Origin of the sequence: Rhizobium sp. CF080 (genome assembly GCF_000282095.2) — a bacterium.
GTDB lineage: Bacteria > Pseudomonadota > Alphaproteobacteria > Rhizobiales > Rhizobiaceae > Neorhizobium.
This window is the reverse complement of record NZ_AKKC02000015.1, coordinates 371,506-392,763: the sequence shown is the minus strand read 5'-3', so window position 1 is coordinate 392,763 and position 21,258 is coordinate 371,506. Positions and strand designations below refer to the sequence as shown.

Here is a 21,258-nt window from a genome sequence, read left to right as displayed (position 1 = left end):
GTTTTTTTGATCTTGCCTACCGATTAACGCTTTGAAACCGGAACGTAGTCACGCTGCGCTTCGCCGGTATAAAGCTGGCGCGGGCGGCCGATGCGCTGCTGCGGATCTTCGATCATTTCGGCCCACTGTGCGATCCAGCCGACGGTGCGGGCGAGAGCGAAGAGCACGGTGAACATGGTGGTGGGGAAGCCCATCGCCTTCAGCGTGATGCCCGAATAGAAGTCGATGTTCGGGTAGAGCTTCTTCTCGATGAAATACTCGTCGGTGAGCGCGATACGCTCGAGTTCCATCGCGACCTGCAGGAGCGGATCGTCCTTGTGGCCGAGCTCGCCGAGCACTTCATGCGTGGTCTTCTGCATGATCTTGGCGCGCGGATCGTAGTTCTTGTAGACCCGGTGACCGAAGCCCATCAGACGGAACGGATCGTTCTTGTCCTTGGCGCGGGCGATATATTCCGGGATCTTGTCGACCGTACCGATCTCCGTCAGCATGTTCAGCGCCGCTTCGTTGGCGCCGCCATGTGCGGGACCCCAGAGGCAGGCAATACCGGCCGCGATGCAGGCGAACGGGTTGGCGCCCGAGGAGCCGGCGAGGCGGACCGTCGAGGTCGAAGCGTTCTGCTCGTGGTCGGCATGCAGGATGAAGATGCGGTCCATGGCGCGCGACAGCACCGGGTTGACCACGTATTCTTCGCACGGAACGGCAAAGCACATGCGCAGGAAGTTCGACGCATAGTCCAGGTTGTTCTGCGGATAAACGAAGGGCTGGCCGATATGGTACTTGTAGGCCATCGCGGCAAGCGTCGGCATCTTAGCGATCATGCGCAGCGAAGCGACCATGCGCTGGTGCGGATCGGTGATGTCCGTCGAGTCGTGATAGAAGGCCGACAGCGCGCCGACGCAGCCGCACATGACGGCCATCGGATGGGCGTCGCGGCGGAAGCCGGTGAAGAAACGGCTCATCTGCTCATGCACCATCGTGTGATGGGTCACGCGATAGTCGAAGTCCTTCTTCTGGGCAGCGGTCGGCAGCTCCCCGTAGAGCAGCAGATAGCAGGTTTCCAGAAAGTCCCCATGCTCGGCCAGCTGTTCGATCGGATAGCCGCGATGCAGCAGGATGCCCTCGTCGCCATCGATATAGGTGATCTTGGATTCGCAAGACGCCGTCGAGGTGAAGCCGGGGTCGTAGGTGAAGGTACCGGTGTGTTTGTAGAGAGCGCCGATATCGACCACGTCAGGACCGATAGTGCCCGACTTGACCGGAAGATCGACTTTCTTGTCACCGATTACCAGATTTGCGCTTGTTTCCGTCATGCTGATCCTCCAACCTTTTGGCGGCATGGCGCCCTAAAAGCGCCACAAGAATTAAGCGTCCACCGTTTAGCTATATGATCCGAAAGCTGATGCCAAGCTGTCGTGACGGCATTTTGTGCAGCGCGAAAGATTATTGGGCAGCGGCTTTTGCTTGGATGTCCAACTTCCTGTTGCAACTCTTGTTCGCCCCTTGGAATTCCCGATATTTAACCGCCAGTTGACGGCCGAAGAGGAAACGCGCAGGTTGCATTGCCGCATGTTTGGCGGTCGGGCGAACAGAGCGTTTCATGCCGGAGGAAGATGCATTTCCGACGCGTGCCGAGGCAGGGAGGCTGATATCTCGGCCGCCGGACTCCCGCATAAGCGGAGGCGCATCCGACTCAGCGAAGCTCAGGGATCTGTCCAGGCTTTTTCCGGCCATCGAACGCCGGCCCGTGGTCCATACGCAAGGCGGGACCTTTCGCCGCTCGGCCGGCCGCCTCGATCGGCTGCGCCGCCGCCTCCCGGTCATGCTGGAGGAGGAGACGGCCTATGGGCATGGCTTCCTTTTCCTGCCCGTCATCGTCGGGGCAGGAGCGGCCTCATGGTTCGCGCTGCAGCAGAGCCCGGCCTTCTGGCCGTATTTCCTGGTTTTTTGCGTCTCGACGACAGTCGTGATCGTCTCGCGCTACCGCTCCGGCACGACGCATCTCTTGCCGCTTGGCCTTACGCTCTTCCTTGGCGGAATGATGCTGGCGCAGTTCGAGACCTGGCGGCGGTCTACCGTCATTCTCGATTCGCCGGTCACGACCGAGCTTGCCGGCGTGGTCGAGCGGAAGGAGGTCGATGCCCAAGGCCGCTGGCGCTATATCGTTCGTATCGAACGGACCTCCAATCCGGAAGTAGGGCGCCCACCGCAACGGGTATCGCTGCTGGCAAGAGCCCGTCATGACCCGGCGCAAACCGGCGATACGATCAGCGGCCGCGTGCGCATCTCGCCACCATCCGGGCCGGCTCTGCCCGCTCTCAACGACTTTGCCTTCTCCTCCTATTTCGATGGTATCGGCGCCGTCGGGTTTTTCTACGGAGCGCCGAAAAAACAGGCTGCCGCTCCATCGGCGAGGGGCTGGAGCGCAGAAATCGAAAGCCAGCTTTTCGATCTGCGCAGCGCCATCGCCACCCGTATCCGCGAGACTGTGCCCGGCGACGCGGGCGCCTTTGCCGCGGCGATCGTGACCGACGAGCGCCGGGCGATTTCGCAAGAGACCACGGAAGCCCTGCGGGTGTCGGGACTCGCTCATATCGTTGCGATTTCCGGGCTCAACATGGCGCTCGCCGCCGGCATCTTTTTCGTCGGCGTGCGCACCGTGCTTTCGGTCTTCACGGGTTTCGCGCAGGCCTATCCGGTCAAGAAGCTCGCCGCAGTCGGCGCCCTGATGATGGCGACGGCCTATTACCTGATCTCCGGCTTCGGTGTTTCAGCCGAACGGGCTTACATCATGATGGCGATCATGCTGGTCGCGGTGCTCTTCGATCGCCCCTCGATCAGCCTGCGCAATGTCGCCCTGTCTGCGCTCGTCATCATCGCCATGTCGCCCTCGGAAATCTTAGGACCCAGCTTCCAGATGTCGTTTGCCGCCACCGCCGCCCTGGTCGCCGGTTACGCGCTGTGGAAACACCGGGCCGAAGGCCGGGATCCCGAACCTCTGCCGTTACGTCACCCCATGGTGACGCCCGTCCTGGCGTCGTGGAATTTCGCGGCCGGAATCTTCGTGACCTCGCTGATCGGCGGTATTTCGACGGCGATGTTCTCGGTCGAGCATTTCCACCGCATCGCCACCTACGGCCTTGCCGCCAACCTCGCCGCCATGCCGGTCATCTCCTTCGTGGTCATGCCGGCCGGGCTGGTCGGCATGCTGCTGATGCCCTTCGGCCTCGACGCTCCCTTCATGAAGCTCATGGGTCTTGGCCTGGAGGCGGTGATCGCCATTGCCAAGCACGTGGCGGCCTGGGGCGGCGATGTCGGCATCGGCCGTCAGCATCCCTGGTTCCTGACGGTCTCGACGGCAGGCTTCCTGCTGCTGGCGCTGCTGAGAACGAGGTTGAGGCTGATTGGCCTGCCGCTCATGGTGACCGCTCTGCTGCTCTCCTGGCATCAGCGGACGGCGCCACCGCCGGATATACTGGTCTCGGAAGACGGGACGATGGTGGCGCTTGTGAGCGGCGAGATGGTTGCCACCAATCGCATCCGCCCGCCCGATTTCATCTACGATCAATGGAAGAGGGCGCTTCTCCTTAGCGATCCGACCAAGCCAGAAATATCACCATTCAGGGACAAGCCGCCCGACGGCAAGCCTGCTGGCGCAAAAACCGACGAGCGCCGCGAGCTGACCTCGGAGCAAATCGAAGCGACGAAGGCCCGGATAAGACAGGTGCCCACCGGCCGCTTCACCTGCGAACCAAGGGCCTGGTGCGCGGCAAGCACGGGCAAGGGCATCGTTATTGCCGTCGACGACAGCCGCTATGCCGGTGCCGCCTGCGACACCGCATATCTTGTCATTGCCCCACGAGCCCGCCTCGACCGATGCCGGTCCGGCGCGCTGATGATCAATGGCGTTACGCTCAGAAAGACCGGCGCGCTGGAGATTTCCTTCAACGGTGCGACCGATGTCCGGCGTTGGCAGGTACGGGCCGCGATGGCCGGCGAAGACCGTCCCTGGAGCAGGCACCGCCACTATGATTGGCGAAGCCGGGGTTTCGACAAGTCCCTGCCGGAACCGCTCCGGCAGCTGATCAATGATACCGGCGGATGAGGCCGACGAGCTTGCCCTGGATCTTCACCCGGTCAGGCCCGAAAATGCGGGTTTCGTAGGCGGGGTTGGCCGCTTCGAGGGCGATCGAGGCACCGCGGCGGCGAAAACGCTTCAGCGTCGCTTCCTCGTCGTCCACCAGTGCCACGACGATATCGCCTGGGTTGGCGGTATTGCCGTTGCGGATGATCACGGTATCGCCGTCGAGAATGCCGGCTTCGATCATCGAGTCACCCTTGACCTCCAGCGCATAATGTTCGCCGGAGCCGAGCATCTCGGCCGGTACGGCAATGTCATGCGTATTGTTCTGGATTGCCGAAATCGGCACACCGGCGGCGATGCGGCCCATAACCGGAACGGTCGTGGCGTTCGAGGAGTCGTCGTTGGCGGCGGGCTTCGGGGGCGCTGCCGCCGGCTGCGGCTTTCCGAGGCTTCCCTCGATGACGCTCGGCGAGAAACCGCGACGCGGCTGCATGCTCGGCGAATAGGCTTCCGGCAGCTTGATGACCTCGAGCGCGCGTGCCCGGTTCGGCAGGCGGCGGATGAAGCCGCGTTCCTCGAGCGCCGTGATCAGGCGGTGGATGCCGGACTTGGACGCGAGGTCCAGAGCATCCTTCATTTCGTCGAATGACGGCGGGACGCCGGATTCCTTCATTCGTTCGTGAATGAACAGAAGCAATTCCTGTTGTTTGCGCGTGAGCATCTTTTGGCACCCTGAGAGTCGGAAACAAATCCAGAACGGACACTATATGTTCCATATGTGTTCTGCAAGTCCCTAAATTTCCGTGAAGTATGATGATTTTTTCTTCATAGATGCGTGCCAGATATCTCACTCCTCAGCACTTGCGCGGCGCCAGCCTGCTGCCAAAGTAGCTTTGCGATTCCAATTCTGGGGGCCCTCGCGTGAACGCAAGACCGATCGATCATCTCGTGCTGCCGGTGGCGGAACTTACCGCTGCGCGTTCCCGGCTCACGGAGCTTGGTTTTACAGTTGCGCCGGACGCTTTTCATCCTTTCGGCACCGCCAATGCTTGCGTGTTCTTCTCGGATGGCACCTACCTCGAGCCGCTGGCGCTCGCCAACCGGCGTCATGCGGGTGCTGCGGCAAAGCGCGGCAACGTCTTCACGGCCCGGGATCTCGCCTTCCGCAAGGCGCACAATCGGCAGGGATTTTCGGCTCTCGTGGTCGGGACCCGCGACGCGATGGCCGATCATGCGCGTTTCAAGATGCGGGGCGTCTCGGCAGGCGACGTGCTGGAATTTTCCCGTGGCATGACGTTGCCGGATGGTTCCGAAACGCAGGCGAGCTTCCGGCTGGCCTTTGCCGGCGATGACCGCGCGCCCGATTTCCTCCTGTTTTCCTGTCAGCGCATCAATCCTCTACCCGCCGATCGCGACGAACTCGAGCGCCATGCCAATACGGTCACGGGCCTGAGCGAGATCATCCTGTCGGCCTCGGCGCCGTCCGATTTCACGCCGCTGGTCGAACAGGTGCTGCTGACGAAGGCGGCGCCGGAGGCGGCACCGCTCGCGCTTGCCGCCGCCAATGCCCGCATCCGGATACTGGAGGATCGAGAACTCGAGGCGGAATTTGCCCTTCCGTCGACGCCGGGCGTCGAAGGCTTGCGTGGCCGGGCGATCATCTTCAAGACGGCCGATCTTGCCGTGACAGAGATCATCCTTGCTGCTAATGACGTCGCATTCGTCCGCCGGGAGGGCCGAGTTCTCGTCTCGGCGGCGCCCGGCCAGGGCGTTTTGTTCGGCTTCGAGGAATAGGTTCATGGAAGTTACCGCCAATCCACGCGTCTCCGTCGGCGAAGGAGACGGCAAGGTGGTTTTCGCGCAGGACGCAAAACTGTCGTTGATCGCCGGCCCGTGCCAGATGGAGAGCCGCGACCATGCCTTCATGATGGCAGGCGCCCTGAAGGAACTCTGCGGCAAGCTCGGCCTCGGCCTCGTCTACAAGTCCTCCTTCGACAAGGCCAACCGCACGTCGATTGCCGGCAAGCGCGGCATCGGGCTCGAAGAGTCCATGGCAATCTTCGCCGACCTCAAGCAGGAATTCGGCTTTCCGGTTCTGACCGACATCCATACGGAAGAGCAATGCGCCGTCGTCGCCAAGACGGTGGACATCCTGCAGATCCCGGCTTTCCTGTCCCGCCAGACGGATCTTCTGGTTGCCGCCGCCAAGACCGGCCGCGTCATCAACGTCAAGAAAGGCCAGTTCCTGGCGCCCTGGGACATGAAGAACGTGCTCGCCAAAATCACCCAGAGCGGCAATCCGAACGTTCTGCTGTGCGAACGTGGCGCCTCCTTTGGTTACAACACGCTGGTCTCCGACATGCGGTCTTTGCCGATCATGGCGTCCATGGGCGCGCCGGTGATCTTCGATGCGACGCATTCCGTACAGCAACCCGGCGGGCAGGGAGGCTCCACCGGAGGAGACCGCACCATGGTGCCGGTCCTCGCACGGGCAGCGGTCGCCGTCGGCATTGCTGGCCTGTTCATTGAAACGCATGAGGATCCGGACAACGCTCCGTCCGATGGTCCGAACATGGTGCATCTGAAGGACATGCCGCGGCTGCTCGAAAAGCTGCTCGCCCTCGATGCCGTCGCAAAGACGGCCTGAGCGCGCCCACAAAAGCACGCAAACTGCTTCGATTGTAATTTTCGTGTCATTGATTATGAGACATTTTCAGTGACCTCGTGACGTCCAAACCCAGGGAGAGACCCTTGACCGCCATCACCGATATCATCGCCCGCGAAATCCTCGACAGCCGCGGCAATCCGACCGTCGAGGTGGATGTCTATCTGGAAGACGGGTCCATGGGCCGCGCGGCCGTTCCGTCGGGCGCCTCCACCGGTGCCCATGAAGCCGTCGAACTGCGTGACGGCGGCAAGCGCTATCTCGGCAAGGGTGTCGAAAAGGCGGTCGAAGCCGTCAACACCGAGATCTTCGATGCGATCGGCGGCTTTGATGCCGAGAGCCAGATCCATATCGACAAGACGATGATCGCGCTCGACGGTACGCCGAACAAGTCGCGCCTCGGCGCCAATGCCATCCTCGGCGTCTCGCTCGCCGTCGCCAAGGCGGCTGCCGAAACCTCCGGCCTGCCGCTCTACCGTTATGTCGGCGGCCCGAACGCCCATGTCCTGCCGGTTCCGATGATGAACATCATCAACGGTGGCGCCCATGCCGACAATCCGATCGACTTCCAGGAATTCATGATCATGCCGGTCGGCGCCGACACGCTGAAGGACGCCGTGCGCATGGGCTCGGAAATCTTCCACGTTCTCAAGAAGGAACTGGCAGCCCAGGGCCACAACACCAATGTCGGCGACGAAGGCGGTTTCGCACCGGGCCTGAAGAGCGCGCCCGAAGCCCTCGACTTCATCATGAAGTCGGTCGAGAAGGCCGGTTACACACCGGGCGACGACGTATGCCTGGCGCTCGACTGCGCCTCGACCGAATTCTTCAAGAACGGCAAGTACGAGATGGAAGGCGAGGGCCGCACGCTCGAGCCGGAAGCCATGGCCGATTACCTCGCCGAACTTGCAGCCAGGTACCCGATCATCTCGATCGAAGACGGCATGGCCGAAGACGATTGGGCCGGCTGGAAGTACCTGACCGACAAGATCGGCGCCAAGTGCCAGCTCGTCGGCGACGACCTGTTCGTCACCAACTCGTCCCGTCTGCGCGACGGCATCAAAATGGGCGTTGCCAACTCCATCCTCGTCAAGGTCAACCAGATCGGCTCGCTGTCGGAAACGCTCGATGCCGTTGAGACCGCCCACAAGGCGAGCTATACGGCAGTCATGTCCCACCGCTCGGGCGAAACCGAGGACTCCACCATCGCCGATCTCGCCGTCGCCACCAATTGCGGACAGATCAAGACCGGTTCGCTGTCGCGTTCCGACCGGCTCGCCAAGTACAACCAGCTCATCCGCATCGAGGAAATGCTGGGTCCGCAGGCGGTCTATGCCGGCCGCGGCATCCTGAAGGGTTAAGGACTGTTTGGCGAAGCCAACGAAACGATCCGGTGAATCGTTTCGAAGGACGTACGCCCTGAGCCCAAGCGAAGGGCCGGCAAAATCATTGCACCATAATTCCAAAGCCCGCGCCGGAAGACGCGGGCTTTTTTCGGACTCCATTCTGGTCAACGATTGCTTAAGCAAGTTCTGCGAATTTGAAGCTCTGTTTCGGATCCGATTTGAGATCCCGTAAGCGTGGCAAGGCGTTAGAGCGGCATGTGGACAAAGCATCATAAGAAAAGAAAATTCGGCCGTTTTGTCCTTCCCGCCATCACAGTCGCGTTTCTTTCCTACTTCGGCTATCATTCCATCCACGGTGATCTCGGCCTGATCGCCACGGAGGAATTCGAACGTCAGCGGCAGGCGCGTGCAGGCGAGCTCGCCAAGCTGACCGCTCGGCGCGAAACGCTGGAGCGGCAGGTTCAGCTGATGAGCGATGGTTCGCTTGACAAGGATATGCTCGACGAGATCGCCCGTTATCAGCTGAATGTTTCGCGCGGCGACGAAATCGTCATCTTCAACAACTACTTCTAAATTAACCGAAATCCAGTTAATTTCACATTTCTGTAACCTTTTCATCGTGTTACACGGAATGTGAGCCATGCGTTTATGGCATTGCTGGGGCAGCTTTTCTTGCCTATGGTACGCTCCGAAACCAGAGTGGGAATCTGGCGATCCACGTCAGGGCGTAATCTCGCTTTCAACGCAGAACTCAAAGGGAGGGATGAATGGCGCCGACCAAAACCGCGTCTGTATCCGGCCGCAAACCAGCGGCAAAGTCTGCAATCAAATCAGCCTCGAAATCCTCTGCCAAGGAGTTTACGGGCAGGAACACCCCGGATTTCGGCAAGGACCAGGATCTTCACGCCTATCGTGAAATGCTGCTCATCCGCCGTTTCGAGGAAAAGGCCGGCCAGCTTTACGGCATGGGCTTCATCGGTGGTTTCTGTCACCTCTATATCGGCCAGGAAGCCGTCGTCGTTGGCATGCAGATGGCGCAGCAGGAAGGTGACCAAGTTATCACCGCCTATCGCGATCATGGCCACATGCTGGCAACCGGCATGAGCGCGCGTGGCGTCATGGCGGAGCTGACGGGACGCAAGGGCGGCTATTCCCGAGGGAAGGGCGGCTCGATGCACATGTTCTCCAAGGAGAAGCATTTCTACGGCGGCCACGGCATCGTCGGCGCCCAGGTCTCGCTCGGCACAGGTCTCGCCTTCGCCAATCGCTACCGCAACAATGACAGCGTCTCGGTCGCCTATTTCGGCGACGGCGCGGCCAACCAGGGTCAGGTCTACGAGAGCTTCAACATGGCAGCCCTCTGGAAGCTGCCGATCGTCTATATCGTCGAGAACAACCGTTATGCGATGGGCACCTCGACGGCCCGTGCAACGGCGCAGTCGAACTACTCGCTGCGTGGTTCCGGCTTCGGCATCCCCGGCATTCAGGTCGATGGCATGGACGTTCGCGCCGTCAAGGCCGCCGGCGACGAGGCGCTCGAGCATTGCCGCTCCGGCAAGGGCCCGATCATTCTCGAAATGCTGACCTACCGTTATCGCGGCCACTCCATGTCCGACCCGGCGAAATATCGCTCCAAGGACGAAGTGCAGAAGATGCGCTCCGAGCACGACCCGATCGAGCAGGTGCGCCTGCGCCTTCTCGAAAAAGGCTGGGCCACCGAGGACGAGCTGAAGGCGATCGACAAGGATATCCGCGACGTCGTTTCGGATAGCGCCGATTTCGCCCAGGCCGATCCGGAGCCGGATGCGTCCGAGCTCTACACCGACATTCTGCTCTGATCGCGGGGAGGGAACCCAATGCCAATCGATATCCTGATGCCCGCCCTTTCTCCGACCATGGAGGAAGGCACGCTCAGCAAGTGGCTGAAAAAAGAGGGTGACAAGGTCACCTCCGGCGACGTGATCGCCGAAATCGAAACCGACAAGGCGACCATGGAAGTGGAAGCCGTCGATGAAGGCGTGATCGGTAAGCTGCTGGTGGAAGCCGGCACTGAAAACGTCAAGGTCAACACCAAGATCGCCGTGCTCCTCGCCGATGGCGAAAGTGCCGATGCAATCGGTTCGTCGGCGCCTGCCAAGGAGGCTCCGAAGGCTGAAGCTCAGGCTGCGCCGGAAGAAAAGCCGGCCGCCGCCGCTTCGGCTGCTCCCGTCCCGGCCCAGCCGAAGGTCGAGACCGCTGCCGACCCGGATATCCCGGCCGGTACCGAAATGGTCATGACCACGGTTCGCGAAGCGCTCCGTGACGCCATGGCCGAGGAAATGCGCCGTGATGAGGACGTCTTCGTCATGGGCGAGGAAGTCGCCGAATACCAGGGCGCCTACAAGATCACGCAAGGGCTGCTGCAGGAATTCGGCCCCCGCCGCGTGGTCGATACCCCGATCACCGAACACGGCTTTGCCGGCGTCGGCGTCGGTGCCGCCATGGCGGGCCTGAAGCCGATCGTCGAGTTCATGACCTTCAACTTCGCCATGCAGGCGATCGACCAGATCATCAACTCGGCCGCCAAGACGCTCTACATGTCCGGCGGCCAGATGGGTGCCCCGATCGTGTTCCGCGGCCCGAACGGTGCCGCCGCCCGCGTCGGTGCCCAGCACAGCCAGGATTATGCCTCCTGGTACAGCCAGATCCCCGGCCTCAAGGTCGTCATGCCGTACACGGCGGCCGACGCCAAGGGCCTACTGAAGGCCGCCATCCGCGATCCGAACCCGGTCGTCTTCCTCGAAAACGAAATCCTCTACGGCCAGTCCTTCGAGGTTCCGAAGCTCGATGATTTCGTCCTGCCGATCGGCAAGGCGCGCATCCACAAAAAGGGCAAGGACGTCACCGTCGTCTCCTTCGGCATCGGCATGACCTATGCCGTGAAGGCGGTTGCCGAGCTGGAAAAGGAAGGCATCGATGTCGAGCTGATCGATCTTCGCACGCTGCGTCCGATGGACCTTCCGACCGTCATCGAGTCGGTCAAGAAGACCGGCCGCCTCGTCACCGTCGAGGAAGGGTATCCGCAGAACTCGGTCGGCACCGAAATCGCCACCCGCGTCATGCAGCAGGCCTTCGATTATCTCGATGCGCCGATCCTGACGATCGCCGGCAAGGACGTGCCCATGCCTTATGCGGCCAACCTTGAAAAGCTGGCGCTGCCGAATGTCGGCGAAGTCGTCCAGGCGGTGAAAACCGTCTGCTACAAATAAGGGGAGGATGTTTCGATGCCGATCAACATCACCATGCCTGCCCTGTCTCCGACCATGGAAGAGGGCAATCTTTCCAAGTGGCTGGTCAAGGAAGGCGACAAGGTCAAGTCCGGCGACGTGATCGCCGAGATCGAGACCGACAAGGCGACCATGGAAGTGGAAGCCGTCGATGAGGGCACCGTCGCCAAGCTCGTCGTGCCGGCCGGCACGGAAGCCGTCAAGGTCAACGCCCTGATCGCCATCCTCGCCGCCGATGGCGAGGATGTCTCGGCCGCTGCTGCGGGCGGCGGTGCCGCTCCGGCCCCAAAGGCCGAGGCTGCACCCGCGCCGAAGGCGGAAGCCGCAACTGCTCAGAAGGCTTCCGAACCGGCTCCGGCTCCTGCGGCGGCAGCTCCGGCTGCCGCCCCGGCATCGTCGGGCGGCGCAAAGACGTTCTCGTCTCCGCTCGCCCGTCGCCTCGCGAAGGAAGCCGGCCTCGATCTGTCCGCCGTTTCCGGCTCCGGCCCGCATGGCCGCGTCGTCAAGGCCGATATAGAAAAGGCTGTCGCATCCGGTGGTGCCAAGGCTGCTCCGGCTGCCGCTCCGCAGGCCGCTGCAGCAGCAGCTCCGGCCGTTGCCAAGGGTCCGTCGGACGATACCGTCCTGAAACTCTTCCCCGAGGGCTCCTACGAACTGCTGCCGCATGACGGCATGCGCAAGACGATCGCCTCGCGTCTCACCGAGTCGAGCCAGACGGTTCCGTCCTACTTCGTCTCGATGGATTGCGAGATCGACGCGCTGCTCAAGCTGCGCGGCGAGATCAATGCGTCTGCTCCGGTGAAGAAGACGGAAAAGGGCGAAGTGCCCGCCTTCAAGCTGTCGGTCAACGACTTCATCATCAAGGCGATGGCGCTGGCTCTCCGCGATGTCCCGATGGCGAACGCCTCCTGGACCTCGACGGCCCGCGTGCTGCACAAGCATGCGGACGTCGGCGTCGCTGTATCGATCCCGGACGGCCTGATCACCCCGATCGTCCGCAAGGCCGAAACCAAGACGCTCTCCGTCATCTCCAACGAGGTGAAGGATCTCGCCAAGCGTGCCCGCGACAAGAAGCTGAAGCCGGAGGAATACCAGGGCGGCACGACCTCCGTGTCGAACCTCGGCATGTTCGGCGTCTCCAACTTCACCTCGATCGTCAACCTGCCGCAGGCCTCGATCGTCTCGATCGGCGCCGGCGTCGAGAAGCCGGTCGTCAGGAGCGGCAAGATCGAGGTGGGCACGGTGATGACCGCAACCTTCGCCTTCGACCACCGCGTCATCGATGGAGCGCTCGGTGCGGAACTCGCGTCCGCCTTCAAGCGCTACATTGAAAACCCGATGGCGATGCTGGTGTAACGCGACTTATATGGGGCTATCCCTCCCCCTTGCGGGGAGGGTGTCCGCGGAGCGGACGGGTGGGGTGTCGGAGGTGCGTTCATGAAAACCGTTCTCTGCTATGGCGATTCACTGACCTGGGGCACGGATGCCGCGACCGGTGGCCGCCATGCCTTCGAGGATCGCTGGCCGAGCGTGCTGCAGGCAGCGCTCGGTCCCGCGGTCAATGTGGTAGCCGAGGGTCTCGGGGGCCGTACCACCGCCTATGACGACGGGCTTGCCGATTGCGATCGTAACGGTGCGCGGCTGTTGCCGACCGTCCTTCATAGCCACGGTCCGCTCGAGCTGGTGATCATCATGCTCGGCACCAACGACCTGAAGCCCATCATCCACGGCACGGCCATGGGCGCGCGGCAGGGCGTGAAGAAGCTGGTCAGCCTCGTGCGCTTCCACGACTGGGGCCGGGAATGCGAGACGCCGGAAATCCTCATCGTGTCGCCGCCGACGCTCTGCGAAACCGCAAACCCGATGACGGGAGCGCTGTTTCGGGGCGGCATCGAGCAGTCCTCGATGCTCGCCTCGCTCTATCGCGATCTCGCCGACGAACTCGGCTGCGGTTTCTTCGATGCGGGATCGGTGGCGAAAACGACGCCTATCGACGGCGTGCATCTCGATGCGGACAATACCCGTGCCGTCGGGCGTGGCCTTGAGCCGATCGTCCGAATGATGCTGGGACTATGATGGTGTGAGGCGGTTGACGAGGGTCAAGGAATAGCGGGATGGGGTAGGCTCTACCTCTCCATGTCATCAGCATGGAGATTGAAGATGTCGAGCACACCCCACCATCTCGCGGAAGAGTTTCCGGAGTTTGTCGTCCAGATGCGCCATTTGCGCGAAACGGACGGGCATTTTCACCGGGAATGCAGCGCGTATGAGGACGTGAACCACGCGGTCCACAAGGCGGAAACAGGACTGGAGCCATGCGACGACGTTCGGATGGCGGAGCTGCGCAAGCGGCGGCTGGCCTTGAAGGACGAGATATACGGGATGCTGACGCGGGTGGAACCCGTCGCCGACCAGATCGGCTGACAGATTTCAAGGCTTCGCTCCCGAAGGCAAAAAGGGCAGGGCAGCCATGGCTGCTTTGCCCGTTCAAACAAGGAGTGAAGCGCCTATGGCCAATGCTTACGACGTCATCGTTATCGGTTCCGGTCCGGGCGGTTATATCGCCGCCATCCGGGCATCCCAGCTCGGGCTGAAGGTCGCCGTCGTCGAGCGCGAGCACCTCGCCGGCATCTGCTCCAACTGGGGCTGCATCCCGACCAAGGCGCTGCTGCGCACGGCAGACGTCATGCACACCGCGACCCACGCCAAGGACTACGGCCTGACGCTGGAAGGCACGATCAAGCCGGACGTCAAGGCGATCGTCGACCGCTCGCGCGGCATCGCCCACCGCATGAACAACGGCGTCGGTTTCCTGTTCAAGAAGAACAAGGTCGACATCATCTGGGGCGAGGCGAAACTCACCAAGCCCGGCGAGATCGTTGTCTCGAAAACCACCAAGAAGCCGATGGAGCCGATCGGCCCGATCCCGAAGAACACGCTCGGCGAGGGCACCTATACCGCCAACCACATCATCATCGCGACGGGCGCCCGTCCGCGCGCGCTTCCGGGCATCGAGCCGGACGGCAAGCTGATCTGGACCTATTTCGAGGCGATGAAGCCGGAGGAAATGCCGAAATCCCTGCTGGTCATGGGCTCGGGCGCCATCGGCATCGAGTTCGCGAGTTTCTACCGCACCATGGGCGTCGAGGTCACCGTCGTCGAGATCATGAGCCAGGTGATGCCGGTCGAGGATGCGGAAATCTCCGCGCTTGCCAAGAAGCAGTTCGAGCGCCAGGGCATGAAGATCCTGCTCGAAGCCAAGGTCGCCAAGGTCGTGAAGGGTGCCAACTCGGTCACCGCGACGATCGAACTCAAGGACGGCAAGACGCAGGAGATCACCGCCGACCGGATGATTTCCGCCGTCGGCGTGCAGGCCAATGTCGAAGGCATCGGCCTTGAGACACTCGGCGTAAAGACGGACCGCGGCTTCATCGTCATTGACGGCTACGGCAAGACCAATGTGCCCGGCCTCTATGCGATCGGCGACGTCGCCGGCCCGCCGCTGCTCGCCCACAAGGCCGAGCACGAGGCGGTCATCTGCGTCGAAAAGATCGCCGGCCTGCCCAACGTCCATCCGATGGACAAGCTGAAGATCCCCGGCTGCACCTATTGCAACCCGCAGGTCGCCTCCGTCGGCCTTACCGAAGCCAGGGCCAAGGCCGAGGGCCGCGATATCCGCGTCGGCCGCTTCCCGTTCGTGGCGAACGGCAAGGCGATCGCGCTCGGCGAAGACCAGGGTCTCGTCAAGACCATCTTCGACAAGAAGACCGGCGAACTCATCGGCGCCCACATGGTCGGTGCCGAAGTCACCGAACTCATCCAGGGCTTTGTCGTCGCCATGAACCTGGAGACGACGGAAGAGGAACTGATGCACACGATCTTCCCGCATCCGACCATTTCGGAAACGATGAAGGAAAGCGTGCTGGATGCGTATGGCCGGGCGCTGAATGCGTAATAGGCACAGCATTGCTCGCTGCCTGCGTTTGGGATGGGTGGGGAGGTGCCACATCCGCCGTCATCCTCGGGCTTGACCCGAGGATCCACTCTTCCCTCGCAGGACTTGGCCTGGATCCTCGGGTCAAGCCCGAGGATGACGATTTAGGTGGGGCCGGCCTATCCACCAATATTGCGAACGGGCGAGTGGTCGCCCATATCTTTCAAACTTGGTTTCAACGGGGGTTCTCATGGGTGTAGGTTGGATTGCGGCAATCATCATCGGCGGCCTGGCGGGTTGGCTCGCCGGCAAGCTGATGGATGTCCGCTTCGGCATTTTCATGAACATTGTCATCGGCATCGTCGGCGCGGTTCTCGCCAATGGCATCTTCAACAGGTTCAACATCCATGTTGCAAACGGATGGCTGGGTTACCTGGTTGCAGGTTTCATCGGCTCCTGCATTTTGCTATTCATTGCCAAACTCGTCAGGCGCTGACGGTAGCCGCAATACGGGCGGTTGAAAGCAGGTTCTTATGGTCACCATTCTCGACAGGACGGATATCAGCGAAGAAAAGCGCGTCCGTCATCCTGAAAAGGCGCATCGTCCCGATACCGAGGTGATGCGCAAGCCGGAGTGGATCCGCGTCCGCGCGCCGGTCTCCAAGGGTTACCAGGAAACCCGCGCGATCGTGAAGGAAAACAAGCTGGTGACGGTCTGCGAGGAAGCGGGCTGCCCCAATATCGGCGAGTGCTGGGACAAGAAGCACGCCACCTTCATGATCATGGGCGAGATCTGCACCCGTGCCTGCGCCTTCTGCAACGTCGCGACCGGCAAGCCGAACGCGCTCGACATGGAAGAGCCCGAAAACGTCGCCAAAGCCGTCAAGCAGATGGGCCTTTCCCATGTCGTCATCACCTCCGTCGACCGCGACGACCTGGCCGATGGCGGCGCCGAGCATTTCGAAAAGGTGATCTGGGCGATCCGCGCCGCGTCGCCGATGACGACCATCGAGATCCTGACGCCCGACTTCCTGAAGAAGCCCGGTGCGCTGGAGCGCGTCGTCGCCGCCAAGCCGGATGTCTTCAACCACAATATGGAAACCGTCCCCGGCAACTATCTGACGGTGCGCCCCGGCGCCCGTTATTTCCACTCCATCCGGCTGCTGCAGCGGGTGAAGGAGCTGGATCCGACCATGTTCACCAAGTCGGGCATCATGGTGGGGCTCGGCGAGGAGCGCAACGAAGTGCTCCAGCTGATGGACGACCTGCGCACCGCAGACGTCGATTTCCTGACGATCGGCCAGTATCTGCAGCCGACCCGCAAGCACCATGCGGTCATGAGCTTCGTCACGCCGGACGAATTCAAGTCCTACGAGACCGTTGCCTATACCAAGGGTTTTCTGATGGTGTCTTCGAGCCCGTTGACCCGGTCTTCGCACCACGCCGGCGATGATTTTGCTCGCCTCAGGGTTGCGCGCGAAAAGAAGCTCCTGGCTGCCGCCGAATAAGCGGCAGCCCTCTCAAAAGCCGTTATTCGGCCGCCTGGACCTTTTCGTGCTTGTCCTGGCCGCGCCGTCTTTCCCGGAGCGTGAAGCGGTGACCGCGCGCTTCGCTCTTCGCCATTTCAATAAGATAGACCAGCATCGGGAGCTGGTTCATGTCTGCTAGCTGCTTTGCGGATTCGAGCAGCTTTATCATCTGCGAGAAATCGTCCATGGATGCTTCTTTCGAGTGCGCCCGGTCTGCTATCGGTTGAATAATGCCATTCTACGCTCGTATACGGCAATAGTTCATTACAACCGGATGAATCCTACATTAAATCTTATTAATCTGAATGCCATTTGACATCGACAAATGGCTGGTGCTTAAGCCGGTCAATCTGACGCCAGTGTCAAATCCATGTCACGATCGCATTCGGAGACCTCTATAACGCCGTCCGTCCGACATTGAAATCCTCCTGTCATCATTGTCGGCTACCGCCGCTCACGAAGCTGCGAGCCTGATTCACGGGAGATCATGATGAACACGAAATCTGGCCCGAATGCGATCCGTTACGTGGGAATTGCAGAAGCGGCCGACAAGGTCCGCAATGCCGATCGTATCCTCGTCATCGGCTGCTCCGGCGGCGGCAAATCGACGCTGTCGCAGAAGATCGCCCGCCGCTTCGGGCTCGCTTATGTTTCGATCGACCGCGACGTGCTCTGGCTGCCCGGCTGGGTGCAGCGCGAAAAGCCGGAACAGCACCGGCTGATCGCCGAGCTGACTGCCGGCGAGCGCTGGATCATGGACGGCACCAATACCTCGACTTTCGACATTCGCGTGCCGCGCAGCGATCTCGTCATCTGGGTGCGAATGCCGCGCTGGCTGTGCATCTGGGGCATCTGGAGCCGTTGGATCACCAACCGCGGAGGGACTCGCCCGGAAATGGCACCAGGCTGCCCGGAGAAGATCGATTTCGATTTTTTCCGCTTCGTCTGGACCTGGGAGAAGGTCTATGGCCCGCGCGTGCTTGCCGGGTTGGCGGCGCACGCGGCCGACAAGCCGGTTCTGATGTTGAAATCCCGTCGCGAAATGCGCGATCTTCTTGATCTTGTCGGGGCGGGCGCTTAACTCGGGATCATGCCAAAGTTCGAAATCCGCCGTCCCGTGAAGCACAGCGCCGAAAAGATGTACGCGCTCGTTGCCGATGTCGAAAAATATCCGCAGTTCCTGCCGCTTTGCGAGGCGCTGACCGTGCGCTCGGCCAAGGAGCGTGACGGCAAGACGCTGCTCGTGGCCGATATGACCGTCGGCTACAAGGCGATCCGCGAGACCTTCACCACCCAGGTCCTGCTCAATCCCGCCGAGCGGATCATCGACGTCAAATATATCGAGGGGCCGTTCAAATACCTCGACAACCGCTGGAGCTTCGAGCCGGCGGCCGACGGTTCGCCGAATGCCGGCCCAGAAGGGTGCGTCGTGCATTTTTTCATCGACTACGAATTCAAGAGCATGATTCTCGGCGCCCTGATGGGCTCGATGTTCGACCGTGCCTTCCGCATGTTCGCCGAAGCCTTCGAAACAAGGGCCGACAAGATCTACACCTGACCTGCTTGTGGGCCTGTACCGTCCGGCAGATAATCATGCCGTCAATATTCCCTGGACCAGCGATTTCCTGCTGGCCGATATCTGCCCCTTGCCGAAATAACGCCCGCTCTTGCGAACCTTCTCGCTCTGGCGGATAGTCTCCTCACCGCAGGGGGAGGCTGGCATGGCAGGACATCTCTCACGCATGATGTGGCCGGTGCTTCTGGCTGTGCTTCTGGCGATGCCCGCGGCTGCAGCCGATCTTTCGAAGCTTCGCCAGCCCGGTATCTATGTGATCGTCTCGGACAAGGACGGCAAGGCGATCAGCGGGGCATACTGGCTGTCGCCGGAGCTCAAGTTCGTCGTCCATTCCGAAGACGCCGCTGCACCGGCCATGGGTGTTTTCGTCGATCGGGAAATGTTTCCGCGCCGGATCGCGCAGTTCGAAATCTTCCTGAATGTGCGCCTGACCTATGATCCCGAGCCAGGCTCGCTGCCGGTCGGCAAGATCGCCCAGATCAAGCAGACCGAAAAATTTCCCAGATCCGATCCGAAAACCTCTCTGTTGGCATTCGCAACCACCGGTATCGCCTCGTCGAAACTCCAGGACATCGATATCGTCAGCCGCAGCTATGGCGTCGATGGCGACCAGTTCAGCATTCCCGGCCGCAAGCCCGGCGAACGCGTTTATATCGAGACCCTGGATATCGATCTCTCGGCTGCCGATGCGGCAAAGGTAGCCGTGGTCGAAACCGGCGAGGCGCTGAGCAGCCTGGATTTTCACATGCTTTACGTTACGCGCGCGCTCCCCTCTCACCCAAAGGTGGTGAAATGTTTCGAGGAGGTTCGGGCGAGCCCCAAGTTTCAGACGGAGGCGAAGAAACTGCGCGAAACGATGGATCAGTGGATGGCCACCATCTTCATGAAAGACGGCAAGACATGGTGGGACCGTGAGACGGTGAGCCCGGAGGATTTCGGGCCGGATGTCGCTTCGCTCTGCCCAAATCCTTGATTGGGGAAACGCCAGGATTGCCGCTCAGCGTGCCGCCAGGTTCTGGTCAGCCTGCGGCCTCCATCAGCATTTCCAGCGCGGTTCGCACGGTCGCGAGCCTGATGTCCGTGCGGCCGATATCGCCGTAGCGCATTTCCCGGTGCAGGAGCTTCCCACCACGGCTTTTCGCCGACAGATGCACAAGCCCGACCGGCTTGTCCGCCGATCCACCGCCAGGCCCCGCAATGCCGGTCACCGCAACCGCCACGGCCGCCTTTGAGCGATAAAGCGCGCCATGCACCATCTGCAGCGCCGTTTCCTTGGAAACCGCGCCATGGGCCGTGAGCGTGGCGTCGGTCACGCCGAGCATGTCCATCTTCGCCTGGTTCGTATAGGTGACGAAACCGCGGTCAACGACGGCCGACGACCCCGAAATCTCCGTCAGCGCCCCGGCGATCAGTCCGCCTGTGCAGGATTCCGCGGTCGAGACCATCAGTCCGCGCGCGGTAAAATCGGTGATGATCCGCCTGGCCTGTTCTTCGATATCGGCGGGAAACAGACTCACGTGGCGTCTCCGCGATAAACCACGGTTGCCGTGGCGATCGCGGCAATGCCTTCGCGGCGGCCGATGAAGCCGATTTTCTCGTTGGTGGTCGCCTTCACCGAGCAGCGGTCGAGCGAAATGCCGAGGATGTCGGCAAGGTTTTCGCGCATCGCCTGGCGGTGCGGGGCGATCTTCGGCGCTTCGGCGATCAGCGAAATGTCGGCGTTCATGATCGTGCCGCCATGCTCGCGGACGATCTTTGCCGCATGGTCGAGGAAGGTTTTTGAAGGCGCCCCGCGCCATTGCATGTCCGAAGGCGGAAAATGGTCGCCGATATCGCCGGCACCGCAGGTGGCGAGCAGCGCGTCGGTCAGCGCATGCAGGGCGACGTCGGCATCCGAATGGCCGCTGAGCCTCTGGTCGTGGGGAATGAACACGCCGCAGAGCGTCACCCCGTCGCCGGGTTCCAGCTGGTGCACGTCGTAGCCGTTGCCGGTCCGGACATCGGGAAGGGCGGTCGAGGACCGGGTCTGCGAGAGTTTTTCGTCGGCCATGGCGATATCCCGCTTCACGGTGAGTTTGATATTGTCGACCGATCCTTCCACCAGTGTGACCGGCAGTCCGGCCCATTCGGCGATCGAGGCGTCGTCCGTGAAATCCTCGCGGCGCAGGGCTGCCGCCTTCTCATGAGCGGTGCGGATTTCCGAGAGAAGGAAGCTCTGCGGCGTCTGGGCGGCATAGAGGCCGGAGCGGGGCACGGTCTCGTGCACCAGCCCGTCGGAACCGCCGCGCTTCAGCGTGTCGCTGACGGGAATGGCCGGCAGCACGCCGTCCTGTCCCTCATCGATCGCCTGTGCCACCCGGTCGAGCACGCCGTGGTCGATGAACGGCCGCGCCGCATCGTGGATCATCACATGGGTGGCCTCGGTGCCGGAAAGGGCGCGCAGGCCTTCATAGACCGAGCGCTGCCGGGTCTCGCCGCCGAATGTGGTGATCACGCCGCCCGCGCCGCTGACGCCGACGGTCGCCGCCGCGAACAGGGCTTCGTCGTCCGGATGGATGACGACGACGATCGGGCCACTTCGAGGCCAGGTCAGAAACCGTTCGAGCGTATGGGCGATGACCGGCTTGGTTCCGATCCGCCTGTATTGCTTCGGGCCGTCCTGCGGAGAGCCCGCCCGTTCTCCGCGACCTGCGGCGACGATGACGATACCGATTGTCCTGGAACCGATTGTCATGGCTTTGTCGTCCCCGACCCGTAACTCGTTTTGGATTGACAGGCGGAGAACTATAGGACCAAAAGCCTGAATTCCAGCATGCCGCTCAAAAATAACGCAGTTCAGGAATCGCTCTTGGCAAATG

Annotated in this window: 21 protein-coding genes; 16 read left to right on the top strand and 5 right to left on the bottom strand. The window is 61.7% G+C overall.

Annotation, left to right across the window (positions count from 1 at the left end):
• Nucleotides 1-23: 23 nt before the first annotated feature.
• Nucleotides 24-1,313 carry a citrate synthase gene (gene gltA, locus PMI07_RS28870; RefSeq protein ID WP_007760012.1) on the bottom strand — a complete coding sequence of 430 codons (1,290 nt, stop codon included), beginning with the start codon at nucleotides 1,311-1,313 and terminating at the stop codon, nucleotides 24-26.
• Between the two features lie 434 nt (nucleotides 1,314-1,747).
• Here gltA and PMI07_RS28865 point away from each other — a divergent pair, with 434 nt between their 5' ends.
• On the top strand, nucleotides 1,748-4,105 hold the full coding sequence (locus PMI07_RS28865; RefSeq protein WP_245277249.1) for a ComEC/Rec2 family competence protein: 2,358 nt from the start codon (nucleotides 1,748-1,750) through the stop codon (nucleotides 4,103-4,105).
• On the opposite strand, the gene lexA is transcribed toward PMI07_RS28865, so the two are convergent.
• Nucleotides 4,086-4,805 (bottom strand): transcriptional repressor LexA, encoded by a 720-nt coding sequence (gene lexA / locus PMI07_RS28860; protein WP_007760007.1) that lies wholly within the window; start codon nucleotides 4,803-4,805, stop codon nucleotides 4,086-4,088. The two genes, PMI07_RS28865 and lexA, sit on opposite strands and share 20 nt — an antisense overlap.
• Before the next feature lie 200 nt (nucleotides 4,806-5,005).
• Here lexA and PMI07_RS28855 point away from each other — a divergent pair, with 200 nt between their 5' ends.
• From PMI07_RS28855 to lipA, 12 genes are all read left to right on the top strand, one after another.
• Nucleotides 5,006-5,878, top strand: coding sequence for a VOC family protein (locus tag PMI07_RS28855; RefSeq protein WP_007760003.1), 873 nt, complete (start codon nucleotides 5,006-5,008; stop codon nucleotides 5,876-5,878).
• Between the two features lie 4 nt (nucleotides 5,879-5,882).
• Entirely contained in the window at nucleotides 5,883-6,731 is an 849-nt protein-coding gene (gene kdsA / locus PMI07_RS28850) for a 3-deoxy-8-phosphooctulonate synthase (protein ID WP_007760001.1), read from the top strand.
• Nucleotides 6,732-6,835: 104 nt separating this feature from the next.
• Complete coding sequence (gene eno, locus PMI07_RS28845) at nucleotides 6,836-8,110, top strand: phosphopyruvate hydratase (RefSeq protein WP_007759990.1); 1,275 nt, start codon at nucleotides 6,836-6,838, stop codon at nucleotides 8,108-8,110.
• Nucleotides 8,111-8,350: 240 nt separating this feature from the next.
• Nucleotides 8,351-8,668 (top strand): septum formation initiator family protein, encoded by a 318-nt coding sequence (locus tag PMI07_RS28840; RefSeq protein WP_007759987.1) that lies wholly within the window; start codon nucleotides 8,351-8,353, stop codon nucleotides 8,666-8,668.
• A gap of 194 nt (nucleotides 8,669-8,862) precedes the next feature.
• Entirely contained in the window at nucleotides 8,863-9,933 is a 1,071-nt protein-coding gene (gene pdhA, locus PMI07_RS28835; RefSeq protein ID WP_007759982.1) for a pyruvate dehydrogenase (acetyl-transferring) E1 component subunit alpha, read from the top strand.
• Nucleotides 9,934-9,951: 18 nt separating this feature from the next.
• A complete protein-coding gene (locus tag PMI07_RS28830; RefSeq protein WP_007759981.1) occupies nucleotides 9,952-11,343 on the top strand; it encodes a pyruvate dehydrogenase complex E1 component subunit beta in 1,392 nt (463 codons plus the stop codon).
• A gap of 15 nt (nucleotides 11,344-11,358) precedes the next feature.
• Complete coding sequence (locus tag PMI07_RS28825; RefSeq protein WP_024164260.1) at nucleotides 11,359-12,717, top strand: pyruvate dehydrogenase complex dihydrolipoamide acetyltransferase; 1,359 nt, start codon at nucleotides 11,359-11,361, stop codon at nucleotides 12,715-12,717.
• An 81-nt stretch (nucleotides 12,718-12,798) separates the two neighbouring features.
• The gene (locus PMI07_RS28820; RefSeq protein ID WP_007765650.1) at nucleotides 12,799-13,437 is read left to right on the top strand and encodes an SGNH/GDSL hydrolase family protein; all 639 of its coding nucleotides are present in this window, start codon (nucleotides 12,799-12,801) and stop codon (nucleotides 13,435-13,437) included.
• 84 nt (nucleotides 13,438-13,521) lie between these two features.
• On the top strand, nucleotides 13,522-13,785 hold the full coding sequence (locus PMI07_RS28815) for a YdcH family protein (protein WP_007765653.1): 264 nt from the start codon (nucleotides 13,522-13,524) through the stop codon (nucleotides 13,783-13,785).
• Nucleotides 13,786-13,870: 85 nt separating this feature from the next.
• Nucleotides 13,871-15,316, top strand: a complete 1,446-nt coding sequence (lpdA, locus tag PMI07_RS28810) for a dihydrolipoyl dehydrogenase (protein ID WP_007765655.1) — start codon at nucleotides 13,871-13,873, stop codon at nucleotides 15,314-15,316.
• Nucleotides 15,317-15,545: 229 nt separating this feature from the next.
• Entirely contained in the window at nucleotides 15,546-15,791 is a 246-nt protein-coding gene (locus PMI07_RS28805) for a GlsB/YeaQ/YmgE family stress response membrane protein (RefSeq protein ID WP_007758870.1), read from the top strand.
• A gap of 37 nt (nucleotides 15,792-15,828) precedes the next feature.
• Nucleotides 15,829-16,803, top strand: coding sequence for a lipoyl synthase (lipA, locus tag PMI07_RS28800; RefSeq protein WP_007758869.1), 975 nt, complete (start codon nucleotides 15,829-15,831; stop codon nucleotides 16,801-16,803).
• A gap of 22 nt (nucleotides 16,804-16,825) precedes the next feature.
• Here lipA and PMI07_RS28795 read toward each other — a convergent pair whose 3' ends face one another.
• Complete coding sequence (locus tag PMI07_RS28795; RefSeq protein WP_007758868.1) at nucleotides 16,826-17,011, bottom strand: hypothetical protein; 186 nt, start codon at nucleotides 17,009-17,011, stop codon at nucleotides 16,826-16,828.
• A gap of 303 nt (nucleotides 17,012-17,314) precedes the next feature.
• Between PMI07_RS28795 and PMI07_RS28790 the strand changes: the two genes are divergently transcribed.
• The 3 genes from PMI07_RS28790 (at nucleotide 17,315) to PMI07_RS28780 (ending at nucleotide 19,373) form a co-directional block, all read left to right on the top strand.
• Complete coding sequence (locus PMI07_RS28790) at nucleotides 17,315-17,905, top strand: hypothetical protein (protein ID WP_024164259.1); 591 nt, start codon at nucleotides 17,315-17,317, stop codon at nucleotides 17,903-17,905.
• A gap of 9 nt (nucleotides 17,906-17,914) precedes the next feature.
• Nucleotides 17,915-18,382, top strand: coding sequence for a type II toxin-antitoxin system RatA family toxin (locus PMI07_RS28785; protein ID WP_007770910.1), 468 nt, complete (start codon nucleotides 17,915-17,917; stop codon nucleotides 18,380-18,382).
• 163 nt (nucleotides 18,383-18,545) lie between these two features.
• Nucleotides 18,546-19,373 (top strand): hypothetical protein, encoded by an 828-nt coding sequence (locus tag PMI07_RS28780; protein ID WP_007770908.1) that lies wholly within the window; start codon nucleotides 18,546-18,548, stop codon nucleotides 19,371-19,373.
• A gap of 46 nt (nucleotides 19,374-19,419) precedes the next feature.
• Here the strand turns inward: PMI07_RS28780 and PMI07_RS28775 are convergent, their stop codons facing one another.
• Both PMI07_RS28775 and PMI07_RS28770 read right to left on the bottom strand, forming a co-directional pair.
• Nucleotides 19,420-19,917 carry a CinA family protein gene (locus PMI07_RS28775; RefSeq protein ID WP_007770907.1) on the bottom strand — a complete coding sequence of 166 codons (498 nt, stop codon included), beginning with the start codon at nucleotides 19,915-19,917 and terminating at the stop codon, nucleotides 19,420-19,422.
• Nucleotides 19,914-21,134, bottom strand: coding sequence for a bifunctional 2-C-methyl-D-erythritol 4-phosphate cytidylyltransferase/2-C-methyl-D-erythritol 2,4-cyclodiphosphate synthase (locus PMI07_RS28770; protein ID WP_007770905.1), 1,221 nt, complete (start codon nucleotides 21,132-21,134; stop codon nucleotides 19,914-19,916). Before PMI07_RS28770 ends, PMI07_RS28775 begins: the two co-directional genes overlap by 4 nt.
• Nucleotides 21,135-21,258: the final 124 nt, after the last annotated feature.